We start from the raw sequence: 26,127 nt of genomic DNA, 5'->3' as shown, positions 1-26,127 counted from the left end.
GCCCGCGGCGCGGGAACGATGGCGCGGCCGCCCACGGTGGTCGCCTGCAAACCGACACACGGACCGTGCAGCATCGGCGGCCCGTCGGAACACGGAGAGCATGCATGAGTCTGGACTACGGTTTCGTGAAGGCGAAGGTGACGTCGGTGGCGAAGCTGAAGGGCTCGCCGCACGGCAGCGAGATCCAGTATCACATCCACCTGACGCTGGCGTTACCGGGCGGCAACTGGGACGTCGCGATCAACGTCGGCACCAGCGACGCGGACGACTTGCTGAACTACAAGCTCGTCTACGATTTCCATCATCCGGTCACCGCGACGCTCGCGGCCGCGGCCGAAGGCTATACGGATCTCACCGGGCAGGCCGCGCTGCCGGCGCTCGACTATCTGCGCAGCGACATCCTGAACGAGACGGGCGCGTGGCGCGCCAGCGCGGTGATGGACGGCACCGAGAATCCGGAGCCGATCCCGTCGCTGTTGCGGCTCGTCAATGCCGCGCAGTCGCAGGGGCTCGACGTCGTCGTGTTCGGCCGCACGTATCGGCAAGGCAACGGCATTCACGACACGCACATGAACCAGGGTTCGACGGGCTCGAACTACCTGCATCGCGCGGGCGACGACCACAACGATCACAACGACGTGTGGCAGGACGGCGCACTGATCGTGCGCGTGAGCGAGTCGCAGTGGGCCGCGTATTTCGCGGCGTTCGAGCAGCAGGCCGTGCCGACCGACGCGCTCGGCAATCCGTTGCCGGGCGCGGGGCCGATCACGCGCGGATGAGGGGGCTGCCGGCCGTCAGGCGGCCGGCAGCGTCTTGCCGAACGAGATGCGTTCCTCGACGCGATAGCCGAGCGCCGCATAGAAGCGGCACGCATCGTCGTTGCCGGGCAGTACCTGCAGATTGATCTTCAGGCAGCCGCGCGCGGCGAGCGCACTTTCCGCATGCGCGATCAGCGTGCGGCCGATGCCGAGTCGCCGTGCATCGTTCGACACGCCGAACGAGTAGAGCCAGCCGCGATGTCCGTCGAAACCCGCCATCAGCGTGCCGACGACCCGCGCGCCGCAGGTCGCGACGAAGAACAGCTCCGGCTGCGTCGCGAGCTTCAACTCGATCGATCGCAGCGGATCGCGGTGCGGCGGCGCGCCGGTTTCGTCGTACTGCGGGAACGCGTTGCGCCAGACCGTGAGCACGGCATCGGTGTCGGCGCGTTCGAACGGGCGGATAGCGACAGCATCGGCGGCGGCATCCATCGCGGCGGTCTCCTTACAGTGTGTCGAGGACCGACCGCAGCATCGCCATCATCTGGTCGATCTCTTCGGTCGTCACGTTCAGCGCGGGCATGAAGCGCAGCAGGTTCGGGCGCGCCGCGTTGAGCAGCAGGCCGTCGGGCTGCATGTCGCGCGCCTTCTCGACGATCTGCGGGCCGATGTCCTTGCCGAGCAGCAGCGCGCGCAGCAGGCCTTCACCGCGTTCGCCTTCGAAGCCGCGCTCTTCCGACAGTTCGAGCAGCTTGCGCTTGAGATACTCGCTGCGCGCACGCACGCCTTCGAGGAAGCCGGGGGCGACGAGCTGCGAGATCACCGAATAGCCGACCGCCGTCATCAGCGGGTTGCCGTTGTACGTGCCGCCCTGGTCGCCGGCCTCGAACACCGCGACCTCGGCCTTCGACAGCAGCGCGCCGAGCGGGGCGCCGCCGCCGATGCCTTTCGCGAGCGTCATGACGTCCGGCTCGATGCCCGACAGCTCGTACGCGAACAGCGTGCCCGCGCGGCCGCAGCCGCTTTGCACTTCGTCGACGATCAGCAGCAGGTTGTGCTGCTTCGTCAGTGCGCGCAGCGCCTGCATGAATTCACGCGTCGCCGGAATCACGCCGCCTTCGCCCTGGATCGGCTCGAGCATCACCGCGACGGTCTTGTCGGTGATCAGCTTCTCGACCGAGTTGATGTCGTTCAGCTCGGCTTTCGGGAAGCCCGGCACCTGCGGCGCGTAGATCGTGTCCCAGCCCGGCTTGCCGCTGGCCGACATCGTCGCGAGCGTGCGGCCGTGGAAGCTGTGGTCGAACGTGATGATTTCGTACGCACCGTTCTTGAACTTGCGGCCCCACTTGCGCGCGAGCTTGATCGCGCCTTCGTTCGCTTCCGCGCCGCTGTTCGTGAAGAACACCTTGTCGAACACGCTGTGCTGCGTGAGCAGGCCGGCGAGCTTCGCCATCGGTTCGTTGTAGAACGCGGGCGACGGGTTCAGCAGCTTTTCGGCCTGCGTTTTCAGCGCTTCGACGATGCCTTCGTTGCAGTGGCCGAGGCTGTTGACGGCCCATCCCTGGATGAAGTCCAGATAGCGCTTGCCCGTGTGATCGTAGAGCCACGAACCCTTGCCGTGCGTAAACACGATGTCGGGGCGGTTCGTGATGTACATCAGCGAGTCGATCGGATAATCGTTCAAGGGCATGGCAGCAGACTCCAGCGGACGTTGAAAGGGAAACGGGCAATAAAAAAGCCACGGAATGCCGTGGCTGGTGGATCGAACAGCTTGTGCGTAACCGGTGAAGCAGTGTGGGGGTTACGCGCGAGTCCGTGACGAGCCGGCGGCATCCGGGCGGAGCGGCGAGCGGCGACGTCGGAGAGCGGACAGGAAGCGGTTCATGTGCGCAAGCATAAGGCATCCCGCGCCCCACTGTAAACCGCCGCGATGCCACGGATGTGACACGGCGGCGCGCAGCGGGCGCGCGGGTGCCCGGGACTCAGACCGGATGCGCGAGATCGGCGGCGCTCGTGAACGAGTCCGCGTAGAACTCGTCGGCCGGCAGCGCGTGGTGCTGCGTGAAGTCGCGCTGCGCGGATTCGACCATCACCGGCGCGCCGCATGCGTACACCTGGTGACCGGACAGATCGGGCAGGTCCTCGATCACCGCGCGGTGGACGAAGCCGGTGCGGCCGGTCCACTGGTCGGCGTCTTCCGGTTCGGACAGCACCGGCACGTACTTGAAGTTCGGGATCTCGCGCGCCCACTGCTCGGCGAGCTCGCCGAGGTAGATGTCCTTCTTGCGGCGTGCGCCCCAGTAGAGCGTCATCGGGCGCGTGATGCCCGAATGCCTGACGTGCTCGATGATCGCCTTGATCGGCGCGAAGCCCGTGCCCGAAGCGAGCAGCACGATCGGCTTGTCGGAATCCTCGCGCAGGAAGAACGTGCCGAGCGGGCCTTCGAAGCGCAGGATGTCGCGCTCCTTCATCGCGCCGAACACGTGATCGGTGAACTTGCCGCCCGGCATGTGGCGGATGTGCAGCTCGATCGGGCCTTCCTCGTGCGGCGCGTTCGCCATCGAGTAGCTGCGGCGCGAACCGTCCTTCAGGATGAACTCGACGTACTGGCCCGCGAGGTACTGCAGGCGTTCGTTGGCGGGCAGCTGCAGCTTCACGACCATCACGTCGTCGGCGCGGCGCTCGAGCGCGGCGATCCGGCACGGCAGCTTCTTCACCTGCACGCCGTCGACGCCGGCGATTTCACGCACGTCGATCTCGAGGTCGCACTGCGCCTTCGAGCAGCACAGCAGCGCGAGACCGCGCGTGCGTTCGTCGTTGGACAGTGCCGACGCGGCGTGCGGGCCCTGTTCGATCTGGCCCGACACGATCTGGCCCTTGCAGGAGCCGCACGCGCCGTTCTTGCACCCGTACGGCAGATGGACGTTCTGGCGCAGCGCTGCCGCCAGCACGGTTTCGTCCGACTCGACCTGGAACTGCCGGCCGCTTTGCTTGAGAGTAACGTTGAATGCCATAGAACCAAATAGAACAAAATGTGGGGACCGTGCCTGTCGCGCACGGCAGCTACAATGCAAACCCGTTGCGCGCTGCGCAACGGTGGCTACTGATTTCGCAACCAACATGATCGCGACTCGAATCCTGCGCCGGCCGCGCGTGCTGATCGTCGGCTGCGGCGACGTCGGGCTGCGCTGCGTCGCACAATGGCGCGACGCGCGCCGCAACCTGCGCATCGTCGCGCTGACGAGCCATCCGGGCCGCTGCGACACATTGCGCGCGGCGGGCGCGACGCCGATCGTCGGCAACCTCGATCGCCGGGCGACGCTCGGACGTCTCGCGGGGCTCGCCCGTACGATCCTGCATCTTGCGCCGCCGCAATCCGACGGTCGCGACGACCTGCGCACGCGTGCGCTGATCGCCGCATTGTCCGTGCCCGCGCGGCGGCCGTTCGTACCGGCGGTGTCGTCGGTCGGCCGGCTTCGCACGCTGCGCGCCGCTGCCCGACAGGCTGGCGCGCCGGTTCGGGCAGCGCGTATTGTACCCGACGCCCTTCGTGCGCCGACGCTCGTCTACGCCAGCACGACGGGCGTATACGGCGACTGCGGCGGCGCGCGAATCGACGAAACCCGGCCGCTGCGCCCGGCGAATCCGCGTGCGTTCCGGCGCGTGTCGGCCGAGCGCCAACTGCGGGCGGCGACGGTGCGCGGCGTGCTGTCCGCGCGCATCGTGCGCATTCCCGGCATCTACGCGGCGAACCGGCTGCCGCTCGCGCGGCTCGAGCGCGGCACGCCGGCGCTCGACGCGGCCGACGACGTGTACACGAACCACATCCATGCGGACGACCTCGCGACGATCCTGCGCCGGGCAGCCGTGCGCGGCAGGCCGGCGCGCGCGGTGCATGCGTCGGACGACAGCGAACTGCGGATGGGAGAGTATTTCGACCGGGTCGCGCAGGCGTTCGGCCTGCCGCCGCCGCCGCGCATCAGCCGCGCGGACGCCGAGCGTCAACTCGAGCCGACGCTCCTGTCGTTCATGCGTGAATCGCGGCGCTTGTCCAATACCCGGCTCAAGGCCGAATTGTGCGTGACGCTGCGCTATCCGACCGTAGACGAATTCCTTCAAACGCTCGCGCCGGGCGGCGCATCAGGTGAGCGCGGGTAACGCTTCGATCAGCAGGAAGCACAGCAGCGCACCGATCAGCGCGCCAATCAGGTTCGGATGATATTTGTGCTTCATGTGCATCGTGGCCAGCAGCCCGCCGATCACGATGGCGCCCACGACCGCGAACGCGATCGTCATGTACGAAAGTTCGAACGAATGGTCGATGTTCATGATGTCCCCCTGCGTCGCTGCTCGTACAGCTTGTGATTTCAGTATAGCGGGGGAAGGCACGGCCGCGATGCGGCCGGACGTCGAACGATCGTGCGGATTTTCCCTTACAGGGTTTTGACGGGATTGCGCAGTGCTGAAAGGTCCGCTTCGCCGAGCCAGCGCCATGCGCCCGGCGCGAGGTCGTCCGGCAGCGTGAAGCCGCCGATGCTTTCGCGGTGCAGCGCCTCGACGCGATTGCTGGCCGCGGCGACCATGCGTTTCACCTGATGATATTTGCCTTCGAGGACCGTCAGCGCGAGCGCGTGCGTGTCGCGCGCGTCGGCGGCGACCGCCGCGATCGGCTTCGGCTCGCCGTGCAGTTGCACGCCGGCGCGCAGCGCCGCGAGCTGCGCGTCGTCGAGCGGGTGGCGCACGGTGGCGACGTAGGTCTTCGGCACCTTGCGTTTGGGCGACGTGTACGCATGCACGAACTGGCCGTCGTCGGACAGCAGCAGCAGGCCCGTCGTGTCCTGGTCGAGGCGCCCGACGCACTGCACGCCGCGCGCGACGAGCGGCGCCGGCAGCAGGCTGAACACGCTCGCGTGGTGCTGCGGGTCGCGCGAACACTCGTAGCCGGCCGGCTTGTTGAGCGCGAGATACGCGTGCGCGTGAAACGGCCATGCGGCGTCGTCGACCGTGAACACCAGACCGTCGGTGTCGAACGATGCGTTGGGGTTGATCGAGCTCGCGCCCGCGACGGCGACGCGGCCCGATTCGATCAGGCCGCGGCACTGGCGGCGCGAGCCGAAGCCCTGCGTGTAGAGAATGCTTTCGAGATCCATAGCGCGCGCATTCTATCAAGCGGTGCGCGGGCATCGGCGTGAATCGGTGCGCGCTGGTAAGCTGCCGGGACGTCGCGCCGAGCGCGACGCTCGTTCATTCTTCACGGAAAGTCCATGCAATTCGACCCGCTGCTGTTCGGCCGCAAAGCCGCCGCCGTCGTGCTGACCGCCATGGTCTCGTCGACGGCGTTCGCGCACGCGCACGTCGCGAACAGCGATCCGGCCGCGAACGCGGCGCTGGCCGCCGCGCCCGCTGCCGTCACGATCGATTTCACCGAGCCGCTGGAGCCGGCGTTCAGCTCGATCGTCGTCGTCGACGGCGAAGGCAAGACCGTTTCGAACGGCCGCGCGAACATCGACGCCGCGGCCGCCAGGCGAATGACGGTGCCGCTCGCCGCGCTCGGCACGGGCGCCTATACGGTGAAATGGGTGGCGGTTGCGACCGACGGGCATCGCACGCAAGGGGCATACGGCTTCAGCGTGAAGTAGCGCCATGACGGTGGCAGGCACGTGCCGGGGCCGCCGTCGTTTCCATCCGACACGGAGCCTGCCGCATGAATCCGACGACGCTCGACGCACTCGCCGATTTTCCCCGCCTGCTCGAAGCCCATTTCGCCGCCGTGCCGGACGGCTATGCGCGCTGGACGCCCGACGACTGGCGCGGGATCCCGAGCGAGCACTTCTCGCCGCTCGGGCAGCTCTGCCATGTGCGCGACATCGAGATCGACGGCTATCACGTGCGGCTGCGGCGCATGCTCGACGAGGATCGTCCGCTGCTGGTGTCGATCGACGGCGACGCGCTTGCGACCGAGCGCCGCTACGACGCCGCCTACGCGTCCGACGTGCTCGCGGCGATTCGCGATGCGCGGCGCGACACGCTCGATCTGCTCGCGCGCCTCACCCCGGAACAGTTCGCGCGCACCGGCGAGTTCGAAGGCTACGGCCCGCTGACCGTGCGTGGCCTCGTGCATTACCTGTGCAGCCACGATCAGCAGCATCTGGCCGGCATGCAATGGCTGCTCGGCAAGATCGATGCAACGCTGCATGCGCGCTGACTTGCGCGGCCACCCGCATCGCTTCGTGCGGATTCCGATGCGGTTGTCGGTGGGGCAGGGCACCGTTCCCGCATTCCGATTGGATCTTTTTTCTGGATAATCCATCCAGCCGCGCCTGGCTGACCGGTGCGTCGCGCGTGCCTACACTCCTAGCTTCATTCAACGCAAAAAGGAGTCAACCGTGGCCATTCACACGCTCGCAGACAAGATCGTCCTGATCGCAGGTGGCGCCAAGAATCTCGGCGGCCTGATCGCCCGGGACCTGGCGAGCCACGGCGCGAAGGCGGTGGCGATTCACTACAACAGCGCGGCGTCGCAGGCGCAGGCCGAGGAAACGGCTGCGGCCGTGCGCGCGGTCGGTGCGCAGGCCGCGACGTTCCAGGCCGACCTGACGACGGCCGCCGCGGTCGAGAAACTGTTCGACGACGCGAAGCAGCACTTCGGCAAGATCGACATCGCGATCAATACCGTCGGCAAGGTGCTGAAGAAGCCGTTCACCGAAATCACCGAGGCCGAATACGACGAGATGTTCGCGGTCAACAGCAAGTCGGCGTTCTTCTTCATCAAGGAAGCGGGGCGGCACCTCGAGGATCACGGCAAGCTCGTCACGCTCGTGACGTCGCTGCTCGGCGCGTTCACGCCGTTCTACGCCGCCTACGAAGGATCGAAGGCGCCGGTCGAGCACTTCACGCGCGCGGCGTCGAAGGAGTACGGCGCGCGCGGGATCTCGGTGACGGCGGTCGGGCCGGGCCCGATGGACACGCCGTTCTTCTACCCGGCAGAAGGTGCCGACGCGGTCGCGTATCACAAGACCGCGGCCGCGCTGTCGCCGTTCAGCAAGACGGGCCTGACCGACATCGAGGACGTCGTGCCGTTCATCCGCCATCTGGTGACCGACGGCTGGTGGATCACCGGCCAGACGATCCTGATCAACGGCGGCTATACGACGAAGTAATCAACGACGTCACGCTCGCCTGCGGTCGCCGCCTGCGGTCGCCGCGGGCGAGCGGCGCACCGCAATGGCGCGTTTGCATGGACAATGGACGGGCGCGCGGGCACGAGGCCGCGCGCCCGTTTCTTCTGGGTCGCCGGAACCGGCCGCTGTGCACGACGGCGGCCGGTGACCGTTGCCCGAACCTACGTTTTCCGCCGATGGACAAGCTGGATCAGGTCAGGATCTTCCTTCAGGTTGCCGAGATGGGCAGCTTCATCAAGGCCGCGCACGCGCTCGACGTGCCGCGCGCGACCGTGTCGGCGGCCGTCCAGCAGCTCGAGACGGCGCTCGGCACGCGGCTGTTGCATCGCACGACGCGGCAAGTTCAACTGACCGCCGACGGCGCGCTGCTGCTCGAGCGCGGCCGGCGCCTGCTCGCGGAAGCCGACGAGCTCGACCGGCTGTTCCGGCGGCGCGATCGCGACGTGGTCGGGCGGCTGAACGTCGATGCGCCGAGCCGGATCGCGCGCCGCGTGATTGCGCCCGCGCTGCCGTCGCTGTTTCGCCGCCACCCGAAGCTGCAACTGTCGCTCGGCTCGACGGACCGCTCGATCGATCTGGTGCAGGAGGGCGTCGACTGCGCGATCCGGGTCGGGCGGCTTGCGGACAGCAGCCTCGTCGTGCGGCCGCTCGGGCAGTTCGTGCTGATCAACTGCGCGAGCCCCGACTACCTGCGCGAATGCGGCGTGCCCGAGCACCCGGACGCGCTTGCACATGGGCACTGGGCGATCGGCTATGCGTCGCCGACGACCGGGCGCGAACTCGACTGGGAATACTGCGCGGACGGCGGGCGGCACACGCTGGCGTTGCCGAGCCGCGTGATCGTCAACAACGCCGAAACCTATATCGCGAGCTGCATCGCCGGGATGGGGCTGATCCAGATTCCGCGCTTCGACGTCGCCCATCTGCTCGACAGCGGCGCGCTCGTCGAGGTGATGCCCGGTCATCGGGCCGAGCCGATGGATGTGTCGGCGGTCTATCCGCATCGTCGCCACCGGTCGCGGCGGCTCAACGCGTTCATCGAGTGGTTCGGGGAACTGATGGCGGATGCGTTGAACGACACGGGCGCGGCTGCGGGCGGCGACTGACAGGCGTCGGGCGCGAGCCGCGGCCGGGGGCAGGGTGGCGGAGGATCAGCCCGCCTGCGCGGCGAACCGCCGGGTGCGCCCCGTGGCGCGTACCGCCTCGATCAGCGCGGCACAGGCCCCGTCGGGCTTCGACGCGAACGCGTAAAAGCGCGCGGCCGGCAATGCCGGCAGCCCGTCATCCGGCCCGCACGCGCGCAGGCCGTCGCGCAACTGGCTGCGCGCGAGCGCCGTGACCGCGAAGCCCGCGAGCGCGGCCGACATGCAACCGGCCATGCTGCCGCTTTCGAACTGCACGCGAAACGGCCGCAGCGCGGCGGCGAGCGCGGACACGGCTGCTTCCCGGTACACGCAGGGCTCCGGAAACAGCGCGAGCGGCACGTCGCCTTCGGCGTCGAGTGCGGTGTCCGACGCGAATGCCCACACGAGCGGCTCCTCCCACAGCAGTTCCCCGGCCGAGTCGACCTGCCGGCATTGCTTGCCGAACACGACGTCGAGCCGGCCCAGCGTTTGCTCGCGCAGCAGCGATGCGGTGACGCCGACCTTCAGCTCGATCGACGAGCGCGGATGGCTGTCGCGGAACGTACGCAATACCTGCGGCAACCATGTGCCCGCGAAATCCTCCGACGCGCCGACCCGCAGCGGGCCGTGTGCCGGCGCACCGCGCAGCCGCGCCCGCACTTCGCGCTCCATGTCGACGATGTTGCGGGCGTACGCATAGAGGGTGTCGCCGGCCGGCGTCAGTGCGACGCGGCGCGTCGTGCGTGCGAGCAGCACCGTGCCGGCTGCCTGCTCGAGCCGCTTGATGTGGCCGCTGACCGCGGACGGCGTCAGCGCGAGGCGTTCGGCGGCCGGCGCGAAACCGCGGCTGTCGACGACTTCGAGGAAGGTGCGCAGCAGCGCGATGTCGAGTGCGGTCGACGCGGGGTCGGTGAGCGGTTCCATCGATCGATTCAACGCAATATTCGAAGAATAAGTGATGATACTCCGCGAATCGTGATGAGACGTGGATCTACCATCGGCCTTCGGGTTCACTTACCGGAGTACACGATGACCGCTTATCGATTTGCGACGACCGCGTCGCTCGACGTCGCCTATCTCGAATGGAATCCGCGCGGCGAACGCGTGGCCGTGCTGCTGCACGGCTGGCCGGACAGCCCGGTCGGCTGGGAAGCGGTCGCGCAAACGCTCGCCGCACGCGGCTATCGCGTGCTCGCGCCCGCGCTGCGCGGCTTCGCGCCGACCCGCTTTCGCGATCCGGCGGTGCCGCGCAGCGGCCAGCTGGCGGCGCTCGGTCGCGACCTGCTCGACTTCGTCGACGTGCTCGGCATCGAGCAGCCCGTGCTGGTCGGGCACGACTGGGGCGCCCGTGCGGTCGCGAACGCGTGCGGCCTGCGCGACGGGGCCGCGTCGCATCTCGTGATGCTGTCGGTCGGCTACGGCACCAACGACCCGGCCCAGCCGCTGTCGCTGCAGCAGGCGCGCAACTACTGGTATCACTGGTTCATGGCGACGCCGCGCGGCGAGCAGGCATTGCGCGACGACCGTCGCGCGTTCGCGCGCCTGATGTGGGATACGTGGTCGCCGCCGGGCTGGTATGGCGATGCGGAATTCGACGCGGCAGCCGACGCGTTCGACGGACCGGACTGGATCGACGTCGTGCTGCATTCGTACCGGCAGCGCTGGGGCTTCGCGCCCGGCACGCCGGCCTATGCGGACGACGATGCGCGGCTGAACCCGGCGCCGGTGCTGTCGGTGCCGACGCTCGTGCTGCATGGCGGCATCGACACCTGCAATCATCCGGACGGTTCGGCCGGGCGCGAGCGCTTTTTCGCCGGGCGCTACGCGCGGCAGGTGCTGGACGGGGTGGGACATTTTCCGCAGCGCGAGGCGCCGGCGACGGTCGCGGAGGCAATCCTCGGGTTCTGCGAACGGGGCTGAGGCGCGCCGGCCGGCCCGGCGCGTTGCGGCCGGCGCTTTCGCATGTCGACGCGCAGACCGTATGGCCGGCGCGCGACAACCACTTCCTTCGTGATCGATCTCCCGCAAGCGGCCGGCCCGTATGCGGTGTGCGCGATTCCCGGCGTCGGTCAGCACATGCCGCCGTTGGCGCGCAGGATCTGGCCGTTGACCCATGCGCCGTCGGGGCCGGCGAGGAAAGCGACGACGCGGGCGATGTCCTCGGGCTGGCCCAGCCGCTCGAGCGGGTTCATCTTCGCCATCCGTTCGACGAGTTCGGGGTGCTTGCCCTGCAGGAACAGCTCGGTCGCGACCGGCCCGGGCGCGACGGCGTTCACGCTGATGCCGCGGCCGCGCATCTCCTGCGCGAGTACCTGCGTCATCCCTTCGACGGCTGCCTTGGTCGCGATGTACACGCCGTAGGTCGGCAGGCGCATGCCGATCACGCTCGACGTCAGGTTCACGATGCGGCCGCCGTCGCGCACCCGTTTCGCCGCCTCGCGGCTGACGTTGAACGTGCCTTTCAGGTTGATCGCGACGGTCTGGTCGAAAGCCGCGTCGTCGAACTCGGCGAGCGCGGCGAGTTTCATGACGCCCGCGCTGTTGACGACCACGTCGATGTGCCCGAAGGCACGCTCGGCCGCATCGAACAGCGCGCCCACCGCCGCCGGGTCGGCGACGTCCGCCTGTATTGCGATGGCCTCGCCGCCGTCGGCGACGATCGCGTCGACCACGTCCCGGGCCGGGCCGGCGCCGCCGGCGTAGTTCACGACGACCCGGAAGCCGTCCCGGGCGAGGCGGCGGGCGATTTCCGCGCCGATGCCGCGCGATGAGCCCGTGACGAGGGCAACCCGTTTCGATGCGTTCATGTCCTGCTCCCTGGTTTGTGAGTGCCGGCCGATCCGGCGACAGGACTACTGTAGGCGCCCTTGATCAATAAAAATAATGAATAATGATCAGGTTAATAATGACTGAAAGTACGTCTCATGGCATTCGACAGCAGGCTTCTGAGCGGAATCGGCGTGCTTTCGGCGGTGATCGAAGCCGGGACCTTCGCGCGCGCGGGCGAGGCGATGGGGTTGACGCAGCCGGCGGTGAGCCGCGCGGTCGCGCGGCTGGAAGAACGGGTCGGCATCCGGATCTTCAACCGGACGGCGCGCGCGATCACGCTGACCGACGAAGGGCGGCGCTTCTACGAAGCCGTCGCGCCGCTCCTGGCCGGCATCGAGGAGGCGGCGGTCGATGCCGGTCGTTCCCGGGCGCGCGTCCGGGGGCGGTTGCGGGTCAACGTGGACGGCACCTTCGGCCACTACGTGCTGGCGCCGAGGATGGCGGAATTCCTCGACCGCTTCCCCGAGCTGTCCGTCGAGATCAGCGTGCGCGACCGAATGGGCGACCTCGTCGCCGACGGGTTCGACGTGGCGGTGCGTTTCGGCATTCCGGAACCGTCGTCATACCGTGCGCGACTGCTGCTGGAGACGCACGTGCTCACCTGTGCATCGGCGGCCTATGTCGTGCGTCACGGCGAGCCGCGGCATCCGCGGGATCTTGCGGACGGGCACCGCTGCGTGCTGATCCGCGATCCGGTGACAGGCCGGCCGTATGGGTGGGAATTCCATCGCGGCAACGAGGTGGTGCCATTCGACGCGACCGGCCGGCTGACCGTCAACGATACGGGCGCGCTGCTCGGCGCATGTGTCGGCGGCGAGGGCGTCGCGCAGTTGCTGGAGCTCTATGCGAGGGACATCCTTGCCGACGGGCGGCTGGTGCAGTTGCTGCCGGAGTGGGCGGACGAGACATTCCCGCTCTACGCCTATCACCACGCGTCGAATCTCGTTTCGGCAAAGGTGCGCGTGTTTCTCGACTTCGTGCGGGAGCTGACGGGCTGAGCCGGTGCGGCGCAAGGCGGCCGGTCATGCGGTGCGACGCGGATATCGTCCGGAAACGGATGGGGTGCATGCGGTCCGGGCCGGCCGGGCGTCGGGAGGGGGAGGCGCGTGTTGCGGCGAGCGCGGCGAAAAACAAGAAACCCGCGAAGCGATGTGCTTGCGCGGGTTTCGAGCGCAGCGCGTGACGCTGCGAAATGCTGATGAGGGCCGGAATTAAATAGGTGTCATAGCGCCCTGCCCGGATGTCGTTTGCCTCGTGTGCGTCGGAAGTCGCTCGTGATAGCAAGGCGGCGGGCCATACAGGGTAAGTCGGTTGTTGCGATTCTGGTAATCTCGGCCACATTCGAACAATATTGAGGGCCGTATGGTGGACAATCGCTATTCCTATAACGGGCATACCGATCTTCAGCCTGCCGATTTGTTTTTCTGGGTCGCGGTCGACCAACTTTGCAAGCGGTTTGGCTTCAGCGATCTCGCTGCCGCTGCTGGCATCCTGCTAGGGCAAAACGATGTGCCGGTGCCGGGCAAACTGCGCGGCGCGGTTGCCGGTACGTCAGTCGTTTCAATGGCCGCGCGAAAACCTCTTGCCGTTCAATATCGGTATGCGGCTACCGACCATCACAAAGGCTGGCGTAGGTGGACTGCGGATCGCGATGACGCGCAATCCGGGAGCGTTTGTGGGGCGCTCGGTGCCGGTGGTCGGAACCGTCATGCTGGCGACCGATGCGGCAATCGTTATGTGGAATACGATGCAGGCCTATAACGGCATCGTGAAGCCGGAAGATCGGGTGCTGTGACATGACAGACACGACATGGGCGCAGCTTGAGGCGTTCGCCCGTGAAGAGCTGGGACGGCCGATGTTGGGTGGTCCGCTGAAGTTAATGCGCGATAGCCGGATGGAAGAGGACCTTCGCATTACCGGAATCGACGCGATCGAGTTCATCGACAAGTGGGCAGAGACCTTCGGCGTCGACGTGACGAACTTCCCGTACAAGCGCTACTTCGGTCCCGATACCCTTGACGTGGTTCGGTCGATCCTCGGGCTGTTCTCTTCCAGGTATCGCGATCCGGCGTTGGTCCCTCTTACGCTCCGGATGTTGGAAGAGGCAATGCGCCTTGGTCGATGGGACACGGAAGCGATTGAGCGCGCCGCCCGTATCGAATAGCTGCGTACAAATGAAAAACGGGCCGCGCGGATTGCTCCGGCGGCCCGTTCTGCCTGCGCCCCAGCAGAGGTAGAAGAGCATAGCTCTTCCGAACGAGTCACGGACTGCGCGGGTTTTTCTGTGGGGCACTCATAACACCCCTCTATTTCTTGTTCACAACGAGACGCGGGGGAGGCGGTGGCCCGCCGACCTTCGACGCCGCTGCCTTGGCCGCTTCGGCCTTCGCGTCGCTCTTTCCGCCTTCGCTCTTCTTGGGGTGCGTGTGCTGCGCCACAGCGATTGCTGCGCGTACCTGAATCGCTGTCTTGGGGTTCCGGATGGCTGTATCGGTTAGTGGCACGGGGACAACTCCTGAGGAGTAAGGCAGTTTCGGGTTGGCTGCCCCCAAATATCGCCCCCGGATATCGCCCCCGGATATCGCCCCCGGATGTCGCCGGACTTCGCCGGAATGAAAAAACCCGCGAAGCCTTGCGCTGTCGCGGGTTTGTGGACTGTGCCGAACGTTGTCGGACGAGTAGCTGGTGCCCAGGGCCGGAATCGAACCGGCACGCCTTGCGGCGGGGGATTTTGAGTCCCCTGCGTCTACCAATTTCACCACCTGGGCTTTGATCCTGGCCGCGCATGCGATTGCGCGCGGCGAAACGAGGATTATGGCGGAAAACGGGGCACCGGGCAAGCTGCCCGATACCGGCCAGCGTTACTGGCTCAGATAGACGAACTGGCCGTGCCTCACGATCCCCATCACGCTCGCACGTTGATCGAGCCCCACATGGTCCTTCTCGCTCGTATTGACCACGCCGTTCGGCACGACCAGCTCGTGCGCGCGTTCGAGTTCGCGCCGCAGCGCCGTGCGAAACGCCGGCGTACCGGGCTGCGCGGTCTTCAGCGCGCGGCCGACCGCGTCCGCGAGGCGCGGGTACACGCCCGCCGCGTCGCCTGCGAATTGCGTGACCGTGCCGGCACCGTATTTCGCTTCATACGCGTCGACGAACGCCAGCGCGGCCTTGCGGGCCGGATGGTCGGCGGGCAGCGTGCGCGCGACGACCACCGGCTGGGTCGGGAACAGCGTCCCCTCGACATCCTTGCCGCCGAGCTTGATGAATTCGGGCGTCGCGATCCCGTGTGTCTGATAGATCGCGCCCTTGTAGCCGCGCTCGATCAGCGTGCGCTGCGGCAGCACGGCCGGCGTGCCCGAGCCCGCGATCAGGATCGCGTCGGGCTTCGCGGCCATCAGCTTCAGCGCCTGGCCCGTGACGCTCGCGTCGGTACGGTTGAAGCGCTCCGTCGCGACGACGCGGATCTTGCGCACTTCGGCGAAGCGCGTGAATTCGTTGAGCCAGCTGTCGCCGTAGCTGTCCGCGAAGCCGATGAACCCGACCGTCTTCACGCCGTGGTTGGCCATGTAGCGCGTCATCACGTCGGCCATCGCGCTGTCGCTCTGCGCCATCTTGAACGCCCAGGTCCGCGCGCCTTCCTGCGGCTCGACGATCGCGCCCGAGCCGACCAGCGTGATCATCGGCGTCTGGGCGGCCGCCACCGCGTCGAGCGCCGCGAGCGCGGCGGGCGTGATGTTCGGCCCGACCACGACGTCGACGTGATCCTCGTCCACCAGCTTGCGGATGTTGCGCACGGCGGCGCCCGGGTCGGACGCGTCGTCGAGCACCGTCACCTGCAGCGGCTGCCCGGCGATCGTCTTCGGCCACATCAGGATCGCGTTCTTGCTGGTGATGCCGATCGCGGCAGCCGGGCCGGTCGACGACAGGTCGACGCCGACCTTCAGGTCGGCATGCGCGGCCGCGCATGCGAGCACGAGGGCGGCGCCGGTGGCGCGGCGCAACAGGGCGGGAAGCGTCATGCGGGAATCTCCGTCGGGCAACGAAAAAGGGGCGCGATATGCGCCCCTCGTTTATACACGTCGGTCAAAGCTCGTACGATTCGGATTCGCCCTTGAGCGCCTGCTCGATCAGCTTGCGGTTCAGCGTCGGCGACAGCAGTTCGACGAGCGTATACACATAGCTGCGCAGATAAGCGCCCTGCTTGAGCGCGACACGCGTCACGTTGCTGCCGAACAGGTGGCCGACCGGAATCAGCCGCAGGTTGCGGTCGCGCTCGGGATTGAACGCGATGTCGGCCATGATCCCGACGCCGAGGCCGAGCTCGACGTAAGTCTTAATCACGTCGGCGTCGATCGCCTCGAGCACGATGTCCGGCGACAGCCCGCGCAGTGCGAACGCGTGGTTGATCTTCTTGCGGCCCGCGAACGCGTCGTCGTACGTGATCAGCGGGTACTGCGCGAGATCGTCGAGCGTAACCGGCTTGCGGTCGAGCAACGGGTGGTCGGCCGGCACCACGGCCGCGTGATGCCACTGGAAGCAGGGCAGCGACACGAGTTCCTTGTAGTCGGCGATCGCCTCGGTCGCGATCGCGAGATCGGCCTGGTCGTGGATCACCATCTCGGCGACCTGCGTCGGGCTGCCCTGCAGGATCGACAAATGCACCTTCGGGAAGCGCTTCTTGAACTCCGCGATCGCGGCCGGCAGCGAGTAGCGCGCCTGCGTGTGGGTCGCGGCGATCGTCAGGTTGCCCTGATCCTGCGCCGCATAATCTTTCCCGACCCTTTTAAGGCTTTCCACTTCCTGCAGGATCCGCTCGACCGACGCGAGGATGATCCGCCCCGGCTCGGTGAGCGAGCGCACGCGCTTGCCGTGCCGCGTGAAGATCTCCACGCCGAGCTCGTCCTCGAGCTCGATGATCGCCTTCGATACCCCCGGTTGCGACGTGTACAGCGCCTTGGCGGCCTCGGTGAGGTTGAAATTCTGCCGGACGGCCTCGCGCACGAAGCGAAATTGGTGCAGGTTCATTTATAACCCTTCCGCATATCAACAGAATTTTTTAGTCGTTTGAAATATAAGGCGAGTTTATTACGATTCACCGGAGTTTTTCAAATATGGATATCTGTTTTCGTCATTAGCAATCCAGCCAGGCAGCGCAAGGCCGGCGATGGCGGCGGAACGGAGATTCGGGCGCGACGTGGCTAGGACGTCGCGCGGTCACCACGAAAACCCCTGGGGTCCCCGAATGTATCAGTACGACCAGTACGACCAGACGATCGTCGACGAGCGAGTCGCACAGTACCGCGATCAGGTGCGCCGCCGCCTGTCGGGCGAGTTGAGCGAAGACGAGTTCCGTCCGCTGCGCCTGCAGAACGGCCTGTACATGCAGCGCCACGCGTACATGCACCGCATCGCGATTCCGTACGGCAACCTGCGCAGCGAGCAGCTCCGCATGCTGGCGCGCATCGCCCGCGAGCATGACCGCGGCTACGGCCACTTCTCGACCCGTTCGAACATCCAGTTCAACTGGATCGAGCTGGAAGACACGCCCGAGATCCTCGCGAAGCTCGCATCGGTGCAGATGCACGCGATCCAGACGTCGGGCAACTGCATTCGCAACATCACGGCCGACCAGTTCGCCGGCGTGGCCCAAGACGAAGAGATCGATCCGCGTCCGTGGGCCGAGATCCTGCGCCAGTGGTCGACGTTCCATCCCGAATTCGCATGGCTGCCGCGCAAGTTCAAGATCGCGGTGTCCGGCTCGAAGGACGACCGCGCGGCCGTGCAGATCCATGACCTCGGCGTGTACCTGAAGAAGAATGCGCAGGGCGAAGTGATCGCGAGCATCCTCGCAGGCGGCGGCCTCGGCCGTACGCCGATCGTCGGCGCGGTGATCAAGGAAGACCTGCCGTGGCAGCACCTGATCACCTACTGCGAAGCCGTGCTGCGTGTATACAACCGCTACGGCCGCCGCGACAACCTGTACAAGGCGCGGATCAAGATCCTCGTGAAGGCGCTGTCGCCGGCGAAGTTCGCGCAGCAGGTCGAGGAAGAGTGGCAGCATCTGAAGGACGGCCCGTCGACGCTCACGCAGGCCGAGCTCGACCGTGTGTCGCAGTACTTCCAGCCGCCCGTCTACGAGAAGCTGGCCGACACCGACGCATCGTTCGAACAGCATCTGCTCGAGAACAAGGCGTTCGCGCGCTGGGTCGAGCGTAACGTCGCACCGCACAAGGTGCCGGGCTATGCGGCCGTCACGCTGTCGCTGAAGGACCACCGTGTGGCGCCGGGCGACGCGACCGACGCGCAGATGGATCTGGTGGCCGACTGGGCCGACGCCTACTCGTTCGGCGAGCTGCGCGTGTCGCACGAGCAGAACCTGATTCTCGCGAACGTGAAGAAGTACGACCTGTTCGCGGTGTGGGAAAAGGCGAAGGCGGCCGGTTTCGCGACGCCGAACATCGGCCTGTTGACCGACATCATCGCGTGCCCGGGCGGCGACTTCTGCTCGCTCGCGAACGCGAAGTCGATCCCGATCGCGCTGGCGATCCAGCAGCGTTTCGACGATCTGGACTACGTGTACGACCTCGGCGACCTGTCGCTGAACATTTCCGGTTGCATGAACTCGTGCGGTCACCACCACGTCGGCAACATCGGCATCCTCGGCGTCGACAAGGACGGTGCCGAGTGGTACCAGGTGTCGCTCGGCGGCGAGCAGGGCACGGGCCGGAACGGCGCGCGCCTCGGCCGCGTGATCGGGCCCTCGTTCTCGGCGGAAGAAGTGCCGGACGTGATCTCGAAGCTGATCGACACGTTCGTCGAGACGCGCGTCGACGGCGAGCGCTTCGTCGACACGTACGACCGCATCGGCATCGCGCCGTTCAAGGAGCGCGTGTATGCGGCGCGCCAGGCAGTGAACGCGTAACCAACCGGGTAGAAGGAATTTGCAGATGGCTTCGATTATCAAGAACCGCGCAGTGATCGACGATGCATGGCAGGTCGTGCGCGCGGCGGAAGACGGTGCGCTGCCCGCGGTCGACGCATTGCCGGCCGGCAAGGTGCTGGTGCCGTTCGCACTGTGGCAGGCCGAGCGCGCAGCGCTCGTCGCCGCGAAGACGAAGGACGAACTGGGCGTGTGGCTGGCGCCGGACAGCGAGCCGGCCGATCTTGTGGCCGACTTCGGCGCGATCTCGCTGATCGCGGTCGAATTCCCGCGCTTCGCGGACGGCCGCGGCTACAGCATCGGCCGCCTGTTGCGCGAGCGCCACGGCTGGACGGGCGAGCTGCGCGCGATCGGCGACGTGCTGCGCGACCAGCTGCTGTACATGTCGCGTTGCGGCTTCGACGCCTTCGCGGTGCGTGCCGACAAGGACATCCACGACGCGCTGAACGCGTTCGGCGAATTCACGCAGCGTTATCAGGGCGCGTTCGACGAGCCGGCGCCGCTGTTTCGCCGTCGCGCGGGCGCGGCCGATACGAAGGTGAGCGCATGAGCACCGCGACCGCCACCGCGCTGACGCCGGAACTGGCTGCGAAGGTCGAGCGCCTCGACGCGCTGCTCGCGCAGATCGGCGAGCGCCACGCGAAGGTGAAGTTCGCGAGCAGCCTCGCCGCGGAAGACATGCTGCTCACGCACGCGATCCTGTCGAAGGGCGCGTCGATCGGCATCTTCTCGCTGAACACCGGCCGTCTGCATGCGGAAACGCTGGGCATGATCGACCGCGTGCGCGAGCGCTACGGCTACGAGATCGAGCAGTTTCACCCGCAGCAGGACGCGGTCGACCAGTACGTCGCCGAGCACGGCCTGAACGCGTTCTACGAAAGCGTCGAGCTGCGCAAGTCGTGCTGCCACATCCGCAAGGTCGAGCCGCTGAACCGCGCGCTGGCCGACGTCGGCGCGTGGGTCACGGGCCAGCGCCGCGAGCAGTCGGTCACGCGTGCGGAGCTGCACGAGGAAGAGCAGGACGAAGCGCGCGGGATCGCGAAGTACAACCCGCTCGCCGACTGGACGGAAGCCGACGTGTGGGCGTACCTTAAGGCGTTTGACGTACCGGTCAACCCGCTGCACGCCCGCGGCTACCCGAGCATCGGCTGCGAGCCTTGTACGCGTGCGATCCGCCCCGGCGAGGACAGCCGGGCCGGCCGCTGGTGGTGGGAGTCGCGCGATACGAAGGAATGCGGGCTGCACATCACCACGATCACGCCGATTCCGGTGGCCGCCGTTGCCGGCGCCGCGCACTGAAAGCCGACAAGAAACTGAATATTGCGCCGCCTGCGACAGCGGGCGGCACGAACCCAGAAGAGAAGGACTGAAATCATGAGCACGACGCTCGAGCAATCCGCCTTTGCCCCGCCCACCGGTGCCGACAACCGCATGGGCCACCTCGACTGGCTCGAAGCCGAGTCGATCCACATCCTGCGCGAACTGGTCGCCGAGTGCAGCAAGCCGGCGCTGTTGTTCTCGGGCGGCAAGGATTCGGTCGTCGTGCTGCACCTCGCGCTGAAGGCATTCGGCCTCGGCGGAAACCGCAAGACGACGCTGCCGTTCCCGCTCGTGCACATCGATACGGGCCACAACTACGAAGAAGTGATCGACTTCCGCGATCGCCGCGCGAAAGAGCTCGGCGCCGAGCTGGTGGTCGGCCACGTCGAGGATTCGATCAAGCGCGGCACCGTCGTGCTGCGCCGCGAAACCGATTCGCGCAACGCCGCGCAGGCCGTCACGCTGCTCGAGACGATCGAGCAGCACGGCTACACGGCGCTGATCGGCGGCGCGCGCCGCGACGAAGAGAAGGCGCGTGCGAAGGAACGGATCTTCTCGTTTCGCGACGAATTCGGCCAGTGGGATCCGAAGGCGCAGCGCCCGGAACTGTGGAGCCTGTACAACGCGCGCCTGCACAAGGGTGAGCACCTGCGCGTGTTCCCGATCTCGAACTGGACCGAACTCGACGTGTGGCAGTACATCGCACGCGAAAACCTCGAACTGCCGTCGATCTATTACGCGCACCAGCGCGAGATTGTGCGCCGCAACGGGCTGCTGGTGCCCGTCACGCCGCTCACGCCGATGCGTGACGGCGAGACGAGCGAGCTCGCGCAGGTGCGCTTCCGCACGGTCGGTGACATCAGCTGCACGTGCCCGGTCGAAAGCGACGCGGACGACGTCGAGAAGATCATCGCCGAGACGGCGGTGACCGAGATCACCGAACGCGGCGCGACCCGGATGGACGACCAGGCCTCCGAAGCCGCGATGGAACAGCGCAAGAAGCAAGGTTATTTCTGAAGCACACGAGGACATTCACATCATGAGCATCATCGAGAACACCGAAGACCTCGGCGTGTTGCGCTTCATCACCGCGGGCAGCGTCGACGACGGCAAGAGCACGCTGATCGGCCGCCTGCTGTACGACAGCAAGGCCGTGCTGTCCGACCAGCTGTCCGCGCTGTCGCGCGCGAAGAACAAGCGCACGGTCGGCGACGAGCTCGACCTCGCGCTGCTGACGGACGGCCTCGAAGCCGAGCGCGAGCAGGGCATCACGATCGACGTCGCATACCGCTATTTCGCGACCGCCAAGCGCAAGTTCATCATCGCCGACACGCCGGGTCACGAGCAGTACACGCGCAACATGGTGACGGGCGCATCGACCGCGCATGCGGCGATCATCCTGGTCGACGCCACGCGCGTGACGATCGAGAACGGCGTCGCACAACTGCTGCCGCAAACCAAGCGCCACAGCGCGATCGTGAAGCTGCTCGCGCTGCAGCACGTGATCGTCGCGATCAACAAGATGGACCTCGTCGACTACAGCGAAGCGCGCTTCAACGAGATCCGCGATGCGTACGTCGCCCTCGCGAAGCAGCTCGGCCTGAACGACGTACGCTTCGTGCCGGTGTCGGCGCTCAAGGGCGACAACATCGTCGGCGCGAGCGAGCGCATGCCGTGGTATGCGGGCGAGCCGCTGCTCGACGTGCTCGAATCGCTGCCGGTCGAGACGCAGGCGCATGACGCGCTGCGCTTCCCGGTGCAGTGGGTCGCACGCCAGGACGGCAGCTCGGCCGACGACTTCCGCGGCTACATGGGCCGGATCGAGTCGGGCGAGGTGAAGGTCGGCGATGAAATCGTCGTGCTGCCGTCGAACCGCACCGCGACGGTCGCCGAGATCGTCGCACCGGTGCCGGGCGGCACGGCGTCCGTCCCGCACGCGTTCGCGGGCCAGACGGTGACCATTCGCCTCGAACAGGACGTCGACGTGTCGCGCGGCGACATGTTCGTCACGACCGCCGAGCCGGTCGCGCCGGCGAAGAAGCTCGAGGCCGACCTGTGCTGGTTCGACGAGACGCCGCTGTCGCCGCAGCGCAAGTATCTGCTGAAGCAGACCACGAGCACGGTGTTCGCGAAGATCGGTGCGGTCAAGGAAGTGCTCGACGTGCATACGCTGTCGCACGCCACCGACCGTCAGGAACTGAAGATGAACGACATCGGTCGAGTGGCGCTGACGCTGCAAAAGCCGATCGTCTGCGATACGTACGACGCGCATCCGGGCACGGGCGCATTCGTGCTGATCGACGAGGCGACGCATCACACGGTTGCCGCCGGCATGATCCGGGCGTTCTCGGCATAACCGGCATGACCGGTGTTTGGCGCCGCCGTCGCGGCGGCGCGCGCCGGCTCGCCGTCCGCACGGGCAGGACAAGCGAAGCGACAAATATGGGCAAGGTGTATCTGATCGGAGCAGGGCCGGGCGCAGCAGACCTCGTCACGGTGCGTGGCGCGCGGTTGCTCGCGCAAGCCGACGTCGTGCTGCACGACGCGCTGGTCGAGCCGGCGATGCTGGATTACGCGCCGAACGCGCGGAAGATCGCGGTCGGCAAGCGCTGCGGGCAGCGCTCGACCGCGCAGCACTTCATCAACAAGCAGATCGTCGATGCGGCGCGCGAGCATGCGTGCGTCGTGCGGCTGAAGGGTGGCGATCCGATGCTGTTCGGCCGCGCGGAAGAGGAAATGCGCGCGCTCGAGGCGGCGGGCATCGACTACGAGGTCGTGCCGGGCATTACCGCGGCGCTCGCGGGTGCCGCGACGCTGAAGCGCTCGCTGACGTTGCGGGGTGTGTCGCGCAGCGTCGCGTTCGCGACGCACAGTCGCGCGCCGGGCAGCGACGAGATTCGCGAAGCGGCGCGTGCCGATTCGATCGTCTACTACATGGGCCGCGACAGCGCGCCCGGCATCGCGCAGGAACTGATCGACGCAGGCCGTGCGCCCGCGACGCCGGTGGCGATCGTCGAGGCATGCAGCACCGCGCGCGAACGCACGCTGACGCTGACGCTCGCGCAGATGGCGGCGGGCGATGCGCAGGCGTGGCTCGATCCGGCGGAACCGAGCCTGCTGATGATCGGCGATGCGTTCGCCGAGCGTGCGCGGCTCGTGAAAGCGGGCGATGCATTGCGGGACGCCGCGTGAGTCGACGCGGCGGTGCGCACGTACGGCGCTCGTCTCCTGCTGCCCGGTAGCGGGCGAACCGCATAAAAAAAGCGCTGGCAGAAGAAGCCAGCGCTTTTTTCTTTGGAGCCGCGGAAGCCGCTACGCGTCGCTGCCGAGCTGGTCGACGCAGTAGCGCGCGATCGCATCGAGCACGCCGTCGTCTTCTCCGACGGCCGTCGCGCAGCGGATCTCGACGCCCGGATGCGCGGCGCGGCATGCGTCGACGAGTTGCGGCAGGTCGCGGCGCACATGGCCGCCCTGGCCGAAGAACACCGGCACCACGGTGACGCGCGTGCAGCCGGCCGCGACCTGCGCGGCGACGGCCGCATCGAGCGGCGGCGTCATCAATTCGAGGAATGCGAGCGACACGTGCGGCGCGGATTCGCCGGCGCCGCGCAGCCGCGCGGCCAGCCGCTCGAACGGCTCGGCCCAGCGCGGATCGCGTGCGCCGTGACCGAACAGGACGATGCCTTGCGAACTCATGTCGAAGCCTCCGTCGTGACGGCGTTCAGTGCCGGTCGACCCACTTCAGCGCGAACAGGCCGAGCGCGAGATAGATGAGGCCCGGTGTCGCCGCGGTCAGCGGCGCGGGCCACGTATTCAGCGTGCCGATGTGCGAGAACAGCGTGTTGAGCAGCTGGAAGCTCATGCCGAGCATGATGCCGCCGAACACCTTCACGCCGACCACGCCCGCACGCGTATGCAGGTACGCGAACGGCAGCGACAGCACGAGCATCACGAACACCGCGAACGGGTACAGCAGCTTGCGCCACAGCGCGATGTCGTAGCGCTGCGTGTCCTGCTGGTTCTCGCGCAAGTGCTGGATGTAGCGGAACAGGTTGATGATCGACATGCGTTCCGGCGACACGAGCAGCACCGACAGGATCTGCGGCGTCAGGTCCGAGCGCAGCCGGTATTCGGGCAGCGTGACCTGCTGCGACCGGTACACGGGGTTCAGCGCGTCGGCCGGCTGGCCGCTGATCGGCTTGATCGGCGTCAGGACCGTTTCCGTGACACCCTTGAGCAGCCAGTGGCCGGGCGGCTCGTAGCGGCCCGTCTGCGCGATCCGCACGTTCTGCAGCTGGAATTTCGAGTCGAACTCGTAGATGCGCACGTTGCTGATCGTCGAGTCCGGCGACAGGCTGCCGACGTTGACGAAGCGCGTGACCTGCTCGCCGTTCTCGCGCGCCGCGAGCGTGTCCTTCACCCACACGCCCGACTGGAAGTTCGACGACACCGATGCGCCGAGCGCCTGCAGCCGCACGCGTTCGGACAGCTGGTCGGCATACGGGCCGACGAATTCGCCGATCAGGTAGGTGACGATCACGAGCGGAATGCCGATCTTCAGCAGCGAGCGCAGCGCCTGGTTGGTCGCGAGGCCCGACACGCGGAAGATCGTGAATTCCGAGTTCGCGGCCATCTGCGCGAACACGTAGATCGCGCTGATCAGTGCGGCGACCGGGATGATTTCGTAGAAGCGCGACGGCGTCTGCAGCGCGACGCGCAGCACCGCATAGCCGAACTTGTAGTTGCCGTGCCCGACCGAGTTCAGTTCGCTGATCAGGTCGAAGAAGAAGAACAGACCCGAGAACGCGAACAGGATGAAGACGAACGTGACGTAGATCTGCCGTGCGAAGTATTTTTCATAGAGCCGCATCGATCATGCTCCCGAGCGGCCGAACAGCGCGCGTGTAAACAGCGGACGATTGCGCACGCGCAACCAGAAGATGAACGCGACGATCACCGCGACGATCGCATGCAGCCCGACGAGGCCGACACCGAACGACATCTTGCCCTGTTCGATCTGCGACTGGACGACGTTCAGCAGGTTCGAGTACGTGAGGTAGATCAGCACGGCCATCACGAGGTTGATCGTGCGGCTGCGGCGCGGGTTCTGGTACGACAGCGGGATGCCGAGCACCAGCAGGTTGATCGCGATCAACGGCAGCCCCGCGCGCCACGCGAATTCCGCGAGGTTGTCGCGCGTCGGGTTGCGCAGCAGGTCCAGCGTCGGCGTGCTGTTGGTGGTCGGCACGTTGGTGACCGGAGTGCTCGTGATCTTCACGCCGTAGCGCTGGAACTCCATGATCTTGAAGTTCGGCTGGCCGGGCGTGCCGTCGTAGCGGCGGCCGTTTTCCAGCACGACGAAGCGATCGCCGTCCTTCGTTTCGGTATGACCCGTCTGCGACACGACGACGTTGACCTTGCCGTTCTCCGTCGACGTGACGAAGACGTTCTGCACCTTGCTCTGGTCCGGCGACATCTTCTCGATGAAGAACACGCGATGGTTCGTCGCCGATTCACGGAACTGGCCGGGCGCGAGCAGCGAGATTTCGTCGCGCTGCTGAAAGCGCGCCTTGATCATCTTGCTCTGCTGGTTCGACCACGGCCAGCCGACGAACGCGAAGAACGCGATCAGCACGATGATCGGCGTCGCGAACACGCCGATCGGCTTGATCAGGCGCGTGAGGCTCACGCCGGACGCGAGCCACACCACCATTTCGGAGTCCCGGTACCACCGGGTCAGCACGAACAGGATCGACACGAACAACGTGACGACGAGCATCACGGCGAGATAGCCGATCACGGTCAGGCCGATCAGCACGAGCACGTCCCGCGGATCGATTTCGCCGGACGCGGCGTAGCCGACGATGCGGATCATCATCGTCGTGAGCATGATCGTGAGCAGCACCATGAACACGGCGCCAGCCGTATACGCAAGCTCGCGCTGGAGGGAGCGTTCGAAGATCATTCTTGATGA

Annotated in this window: 27 protein-coding genes, 1 tRNA gene and 1 pseudogene; 16 read left to right on the top strand and 13 right to left on the bottom strand. The window is 66.9% G+C overall.

The annotated features are described in order from the left end of the window. Positions 1-104: 104 nt before the first annotated feature. Complete coding sequence (locus tag DCN14_RS27895; RefSeq protein ID WP_096502309.1) at positions 105-779, top strand: DUF2278 family protein; 675 nt, start codon at positions 105-107, stop codon at positions 777-779. Positions 780-794: 15 nt separating this feature from the next. Here the strand turns inward: DCN14_RS27895 and DCN14_RS27890 are convergent, their stop codons facing one another. From DCN14_RS27890 to DCN14_RS27880, 3 genes are all read right to left on the bottom strand, one after another. Beyond that, positions 795-1,250: a GNAT family acetyltransferase gene (locus DCN14_RS27890; protein ID WP_096502307.1), complete on the bottom strand. Its 456-nt coding sequence runs from the start codon at positions 1,248-1,250 to the stop codon at positions 795-797. Positions 1,251-1,263: 13 nt separating this feature from the next. After that, positions 1,264-2,448, bottom strand: a complete 1,185-nt coding sequence (locus DCN14_RS27885; protein WP_096502305.1) for an acetylornithine transaminase — start codon at positions 2,446-2,448, stop codon at positions 1,264-1,266. Positions 2,449-2,740: 292 nt separating this feature from the next. Next, the gene (locus DCN14_RS27880) at positions 2,741-3,772 is read right to left on the bottom strand and encodes a CDP-6-deoxy-delta-3,4-glucoseen reductase (protein ID WP_096502303.1); all 1,032 of its coding nucleotides are present in this window, start codon (positions 3,770-3,772) and stop codon (positions 2,741-2,743) included. Between the two features lie 106 nt (positions 3,773-3,878). Between DCN14_RS27880 and DCN14_RS27875 the strand changes: the two genes are divergently transcribed. Then, on the top strand, positions 3,879-4,916 hold the full coding sequence (locus tag DCN14_RS27875; RefSeq protein WP_096502301.1) for an NAD-dependent epimerase/dehydratase family protein: 1,038 nt from the start codon (positions 3,879-3,881) through the stop codon (positions 4,914-4,916). Here DCN14_RS27875 and DCN14_RS27870 read toward each other — a convergent pair. Both DCN14_RS27870 and DCN14_RS27865 read right to left on the bottom strand, forming a co-directional pair. Beyond that, complete coding sequence (locus DCN14_RS27870) at positions 4,899-5,087, bottom strand: hypothetical protein (protein ID WP_096502299.1); 189 nt, start codon at positions 5,085-5,087, stop codon at positions 4,899-4,901. The genes DCN14_RS27875 and DCN14_RS27870 overlap by 18 nt on opposite strands. Positions 5,088-5,191: 104 nt before the next feature. Next, entirely contained in the window at positions 5,192-5,908 is a 717-nt protein-coding gene (locus tag DCN14_RS27865; RefSeq protein WP_096502297.1) for a 16S rRNA pseudouridine(516) synthase, read from the bottom strand. A gap of 114 nt (positions 5,909-6,022) precedes the next feature. On the opposite strand from DCN14_RS27865, the gene copC reads away from it, so the two are divergent. From copC to DCN14_RS27845, 4 genes are all read left to right on the top strand, one after another. Further along, positions 6,023-6,397 (top strand): copper homeostasis periplasmic binding protein CopC, encoded by a 375-nt coding sequence (gene copC / locus DCN14_RS27860; RefSeq protein ID WP_096502295.1) that lies wholly within the window; start codon positions 6,023-6,025, stop codon positions 6,395-6,397. Positions 6,398-6,462: 65 nt separating this feature from the next. Then, complete coding sequence (locus DCN14_RS27855) at positions 6,463-6,963, top strand: DinB family protein (protein WP_096502293.1); 501 nt, start codon at positions 6,463-6,465, stop codon at positions 6,961-6,963. A 181-nt stretch (positions 6,964-7,144) separates the two neighbouring features. Further along, entirely contained in the window at positions 7,145-7,918 is a 774-nt protein-coding gene (locus DCN14_RS27850; RefSeq protein ID WP_096502291.1) for an SDR family oxidoreductase, read from the top strand. A 197-nt stretch (positions 7,919-8,115) separates the two neighbouring features. After that, positions 8,116-9,045 carry a LysR family transcriptional regulator gene (locus tag DCN14_RS27845; RefSeq protein WP_096502289.1) on the top strand — a complete coding sequence of 310 codons (930 nt, stop codon included), beginning with the start codon at positions 8,116-8,118 and terminating at the stop codon, positions 9,043-9,045. Positions 9,046-9,090: 45 nt separating this feature from the next. Here DCN14_RS27845 and DCN14_RS27840 read toward each other — a convergent pair whose 3' ends face one another. Next, entirely contained in the window at positions 9,091-9,987 is an 897-nt protein-coding gene (locus DCN14_RS27840; RefSeq protein WP_096502287.1) for a LysR family transcriptional regulator, read from the bottom strand. A gap of 105 nt (positions 9,988-10,092) precedes the next feature. Here DCN14_RS27840 and DCN14_RS27835 point away from each other — a divergent pair, with 105 nt between their 5' ends. Next, positions 10,093-10,983, top strand: coding sequence for an alpha/beta hydrolase (locus DCN14_RS27835; RefSeq protein ID WP_096502285.1), 891 nt, complete (start codon positions 10,093-10,095; stop codon positions 10,981-10,983). Positions 10,984-11,132: 149 nt separating this feature from the next. On the opposite strand, the gene DCN14_RS27830 is transcribed toward DCN14_RS27835, so the two are convergent. Next, entirely contained in the window at positions 11,133-11,870 is a 738-nt protein-coding gene (locus DCN14_RS27830) for an SDR family oxidoreductase (protein ID WP_096502283.1), read from the bottom strand. 117 nt (positions 11,871-11,987) lie between these two features. Between DCN14_RS27830 and DCN14_RS27825 the strand changes: the two genes are divergently transcribed. From DCN14_RS27825 to DCN14_RS27820, 3 genes and pseudogenes are all read left to right on the top strand, one after another. Beyond that, positions 11,988-12,890: a LysR family transcriptional regulator gene (locus DCN14_RS27825; protein ID WP_096502281.1), complete on the top strand. Its 903-nt coding sequence runs from the start codon at positions 11,988-11,990 to the stop codon at positions 12,888-12,890. 364 nt (positions 12,891-13,254) lie between these two features. Next, positions 13,255-13,687, top strand: a pseudogene (locus tag DCN14_RS39185) (STM2901 family protein). A gap of 1 nt (position 13,688) precedes the next feature. Continuing rightward, the gene (locus DCN14_RS27820; RefSeq protein WP_096502279.1) at positions 13,689-14,057 is read left to right on the top strand and encodes a DUF1493 family protein; all 369 of its coding nucleotides are present in this window, start codon (positions 13,689-13,691) and stop codon (positions 14,055-14,057) included. 519 nt (positions 14,058-14,576) lie between these two features. Here DCN14_RS27820 and DCN14_RS27810 read toward each other — a convergent pair. The 3 genes from DCN14_RS27810 to DCN14_RS27800 form a co-directional block, all read right to left on the bottom strand. After that, a tRNA-Leu gene (locus tag DCN14_RS27810) sits at positions 14,577-14,661 on the bottom strand. A gap of 93 nt (positions 14,662-14,754) precedes the next feature. Further along, on the bottom strand, positions 14,755-15,912 hold the full coding sequence (locus DCN14_RS27805) for an ABC transporter substrate-binding protein (protein ID WP_096502277.1): 1,158 nt from the start codon (positions 15,910-15,912) through the stop codon (positions 14,755-14,757). A gap of 64 nt (positions 15,913-15,976) precedes the next feature. Next, complete coding sequence (locus DCN14_RS27800) at positions 15,977-16,918, bottom strand: CysB family HTH-type transcriptional regulator (RefSeq protein ID WP_096502275.1); 942 nt, start codon at positions 16,916-16,918, stop codon at positions 15,977-15,979. 217 nt (positions 16,919-17,135) lie between these two features. On the opposite strand from DCN14_RS27800, the gene DCN14_RS27795 reads away from it, so the two are divergent. The 6 genes from DCN14_RS27795 (at position 17,136) to cobA (ending at position 23,345) form a co-directional block, all read left to right on the top strand. Beyond that, positions 17,136-18,815 carry a nitrite/sulfite reductase gene (locus DCN14_RS27795; RefSeq protein WP_096502273.1) on the top strand — a complete coding sequence of 560 codons (1,680 nt, stop codon included), beginning with the start codon at positions 17,136-17,138 and terminating at the stop codon, positions 18,813-18,815. 25 nt (positions 18,816-18,840) lie between these two features. Next, positions 18,841-19,383 (top strand): DUF934 domain-containing protein, encoded by a 543-nt coding sequence (locus DCN14_RS27790; RefSeq protein ID WP_096502271.1) that lies wholly within the window; start codon positions 18,841-18,843, stop codon positions 19,381-19,383. After that, positions 19,380-20,132 (top strand): phosphoadenylyl-sulfate reductase, encoded by a 753-nt coding sequence (locus DCN14_RS27785; protein ID WP_096502269.1) that lies wholly within the window; start codon positions 19,380-19,382, stop codon positions 20,130-20,132. Before DCN14_RS27790 ends, DCN14_RS27785 begins: the two co-directional genes overlap by 4 nt. Positions 20,133-20,207: 75 nt before the next feature. After that, the gene (gene cysD / locus DCN14_RS27780) at positions 20,208-21,170 is read left to right on the top strand and encodes a sulfate adenylyltransferase subunit CysD (RefSeq protein ID WP_096502267.1); all 963 of its coding nucleotides are present in this window, start codon (positions 20,208-20,210) and stop codon (positions 21,168-21,170) included. Positions 21,171-21,192: 22 nt separating this feature from the next. After that, the gene (locus tag DCN14_RS27775) at positions 21,193-22,509 is read left to right on the top strand and encodes a sulfate adenylyltransferase subunit 1 (protein ID WP_096502265.1); all 1,317 of its coding nucleotides are present in this window, start codon (positions 21,193-21,195) and stop codon (positions 22,507-22,509) included. 86 nt (positions 22,510-22,595) lie between these two features. After that, positions 22,596-23,345 (top strand): uroporphyrinogen-III C-methyltransferase, encoded by a 750-nt coding sequence (gene cobA / locus DCN14_RS27770; RefSeq protein WP_096502263.1) that lies wholly within the window; start codon positions 22,596-22,598, stop codon positions 23,343-23,345. Between the two features lie 120 nt (positions 23,346-23,465). Here cobA and DCN14_RS27765 read toward each other — a convergent pair whose 3' ends face one another. Genes DCN14_RS27765 through lptF form a run of 3 tightly spaced genes read right to left on the bottom strand, consistent with a single transcriptional unit; the run spans position 23,466 to position 26,118 of the window. Continuing rightward, positions 23,466-23,849: a CbiX/SirB N-terminal domain-containing protein gene (locus tag DCN14_RS27765; RefSeq protein WP_096502261.1), complete on the bottom strand. Its 384-nt coding sequence runs from the start codon at positions 23,847-23,849 to the stop codon at positions 23,466-23,468. Positions 23,850-23,874: 25 nt separating this feature from the next. Beyond that, positions 23,875-25,023, bottom strand: a complete 1,149-nt coding sequence (gene lptG, locus DCN14_RS27760) for an LPS export ABC transporter permease LptG (protein ID WP_096502259.1) — start codon at positions 25,021-25,023, stop codon at positions 23,875-23,877. A 3-nt stretch (positions 25,024-25,026) separates the two neighbouring features. Beyond that, on the bottom strand, positions 25,027-26,118 hold the full coding sequence (lptF, locus tag DCN14_RS27755; RefSeq protein WP_096502257.1) for an LPS export ABC transporter permease LptF: 1,092 nt from the start codon (positions 26,116-26,118) through the stop codon (positions 25,027-25,029). Positions 26,119-26,127: the final 9 nt, after the last annotated feature.

The organism is Burkholderia sp. IDO3 (assembly GCF_003366075.1).
GTDB lineage: Bacteria > Pseudomonadota > Gammaproteobacteria > Burkholderiales > Burkholderiaceae > Burkholderia > Burkholderia anthina.
This window is presented reverse-complemented; position numbering and strand designations above follow the sequence as displayed.

Bases quoted from the DNA above. Each gene is read 5' to 3' on its own strand.
- DCN14_RS27895 (WP_096502309.1), top strand. From the start codon at position 105: ATGAGTCTGGACTACGGTTTCGTGAAGGCGAAGGTGACGTCGGTGGCG.
- DCN14_RS27890 (WP_096502307.1), bottom strand. From the start codon at position 1,250: ATGGATGCCGCCGCCGATGCTGTCGCTATCCGCCCGTTCGAACGCGCC.
- DCN14_RS27885 (WP_096502305.1), bottom strand. From the start codon at position 2,448: ATGCCCTTGAACGATTATCCGATCGACTCGCTGATGTACATCACGAAC.
- DCN14_RS27880 (WP_096502303.1), bottom strand. From the start codon at position 3,772: ATGGCATTCAACGTTACTCTCAAGCAAAGCGGCCGGCAGTTCCAGGTC.
- DCN14_RS27875 (WP_096502301.1), top strand. From the start codon at position 3,879: ATGATCGCGACTCGAATCCTGCGCCGGCCGCGCGTGCTGATCGTCGGC.
- DCN14_RS27870 (WP_096502299.1), bottom strand. From the start codon at position 5,087: ATGAACATCGACCATTCGTTCGAACTTTCGTACATGACGATCGCGTTC.
- DCN14_RS27865 (WP_096502297.1), bottom strand. From the start codon at position 5,908: ATGGATCTCGAAAGCATTCTCTACACGCAGGGCTTCGGCTCGCGCCGC.
- copC (WP_096502295.1), top strand. From the start codon at position 6,023: ATGCAATTCGACCCGCTGCTGTTCGGCCGCAAAGCCGCCGCCGTCGTG.
- DCN14_RS27855 (WP_096502293.1), top strand. From the start codon at position 6,463: ATGAATCCGACGACGCTCGACGCACTCGCCGATTTTCCCCGCCTGCTC.
- DCN14_RS27845 (WP_096502289.1), top strand. From the start codon at position 8,116: ATGGACAAGCTGGATCAGGTCAGGATCTTCCTTCAGGTTGCCGAGATG.
- DCN14_RS27840 (WP_096502287.1), bottom strand. From the start codon at position 9,987: ATGGAACCGCTCACCGACCCCGCGTCGACCGCACTCGACATCGCGCTG.
- DCN14_RS27835 (WP_096502285.1), top strand. From the start codon at position 10,093: ATGACCGCTTATCGATTTGCGACGACCGCGTCGCTCGACGTCGCCTAT.
- DCN14_RS27830 (WP_096502283.1), bottom strand. From the start codon at position 11,870: ATGAACGCATCGAAACGGGTTGCCCTCGTCACGGGCTCATCGCGCGGC.
- DCN14_RS27825 (WP_096502281.1), top strand. From the start codon at position 11,988: ATGGCATTCGACAGCAGGCTTCTGAGCGGAATCGGCGTGCTTTCGGCG.
- DCN14_RS27820 (WP_096502279.1), top strand. From the start codon at position 13,689: ATGACAGACACGACATGGGCGCAGCTTGAGGCGTTCGCCCGTGAAGAG.
- DCN14_RS27805 (WP_096502277.1), bottom strand. From the start codon at position 15,912: ATGACGCTTCCCGCCCTGTTGCGCCGCGCCACCGGCGCCGCCCTCGTG.
- DCN14_RS27800 (WP_096502275.1), bottom strand. From the start codon at position 16,918: ATGAACCTGCACCAATTTCGCTTCGTGCGCGAGGCCGTCCGGCAGAAT.
- DCN14_RS27795 (WP_096502273.1), top strand. From the start codon at position 17,136: ATGTATCAGTACGACCAGTACGACCAGACGATCGTCGACGAGCGAGTC.
- DCN14_RS27790 (WP_096502271.1), top strand. From the start codon at position 18,841: ATGGCTTCGATTATCAAGAACCGCGCAGTGATCGACGATGCATGGCAG.
- DCN14_RS27785 (WP_096502269.1), top strand. From the start codon at position 19,380: ATGAGCACCGCGACCGCCACCGCGCTGACGCCGGAACTGGCTGCGAAG.
- cysD (WP_096502267.1), top strand. From the start codon at position 20,208: ATGAGCACGACGCTCGAGCAATCCGCCTTTGCCCCGCCCACCGGTGCC.
- DCN14_RS27775 (WP_096502265.1), top strand. From the start codon at position 21,193: ATGAGCATCATCGAGAACACCGAAGACCTCGGCGTGTTGCGCTTCATC.
- cobA (WP_096502263.1), top strand. From the start codon at position 22,596: ATGGGCAAGGTGTATCTGATCGGAGCAGGGCCGGGCGCAGCAGACCTC.
- DCN14_RS27765 (WP_096502261.1), bottom strand. From the start codon at position 23,849: ATGAGTTCGCAAGGCATCGTCCTGTTCGGTCACGGCGCACGCGATCCG.
- lptG (WP_096502259.1), bottom strand. From the start codon at position 25,023: ATGCGGCTCTATGAAAAATACTTCGCACGGCAGATCTACGTCACGTTC.
- lptF (WP_096502257.1), bottom strand. From the start codon at position 26,118: ATGATCTTCGAACGCTCCCTCCAGCGCGAGCTTGCGTATACGGCTGGC.